This is a genomic window from Halomonas sp. 141 (assembly GCF_002810305.1).
Classification (GTDB): Bacteria; Pseudomonadota; Gammaproteobacteria; order Pseudomonadales; family Halomonadaceae; genus Vreelandella; species Vreelandella stevensii.
Genome location: NZ_PINZ01000149.1, coordinates 1 through 365 on the forward strand (window position 1 = coordinate 1; position 365 = coordinate 365).

General features: G+C 66.8%; 1 protein-coding gene. It reads left to right on the forward strand.

The genetic code is table 11. From position 1 onward, the window contains the following. A partial coding sequence (locus CWI66_RS17760; RefSeq protein ID WP_198517620.1) for a hypothetical protein occupies positions 1-365 on the forward strand: 365 nt, incomplete at both ends.

The following is a 365-nucleotide window of genomic DNA, read 5'->3' on the forward strand; positions in this document are numbered from 1 at the left end:
CTGGACATCAGCGGCACCAGCGCCGACGTTGCCGAAGGCAGCGTGGTGGCGATCACCATCACCGACCAGAACGGCGTGACCGTCACTGCCGAAGCCACGGTACAAGCGGACGGCACGTACAGCGTGGACGGCGTAGACGTCAGCGACCTGACCGACGGCCCGCTGACCATCGACGCAGTGGCCACCGACAACAACGGCAACGAGATCGAGGCTGACACCACGGCCGTGCTGGACGCGGTCGAGTCTGCCCTGAGCGTGACGGCCACCGTCGACAATGACGCCGCGACGCTGGACATCAGCGGCACCAGCGCCGACGTTGCCGAAGGCAGCGTGGTGGCGATCACCATCACCGACCAGAACGGCGT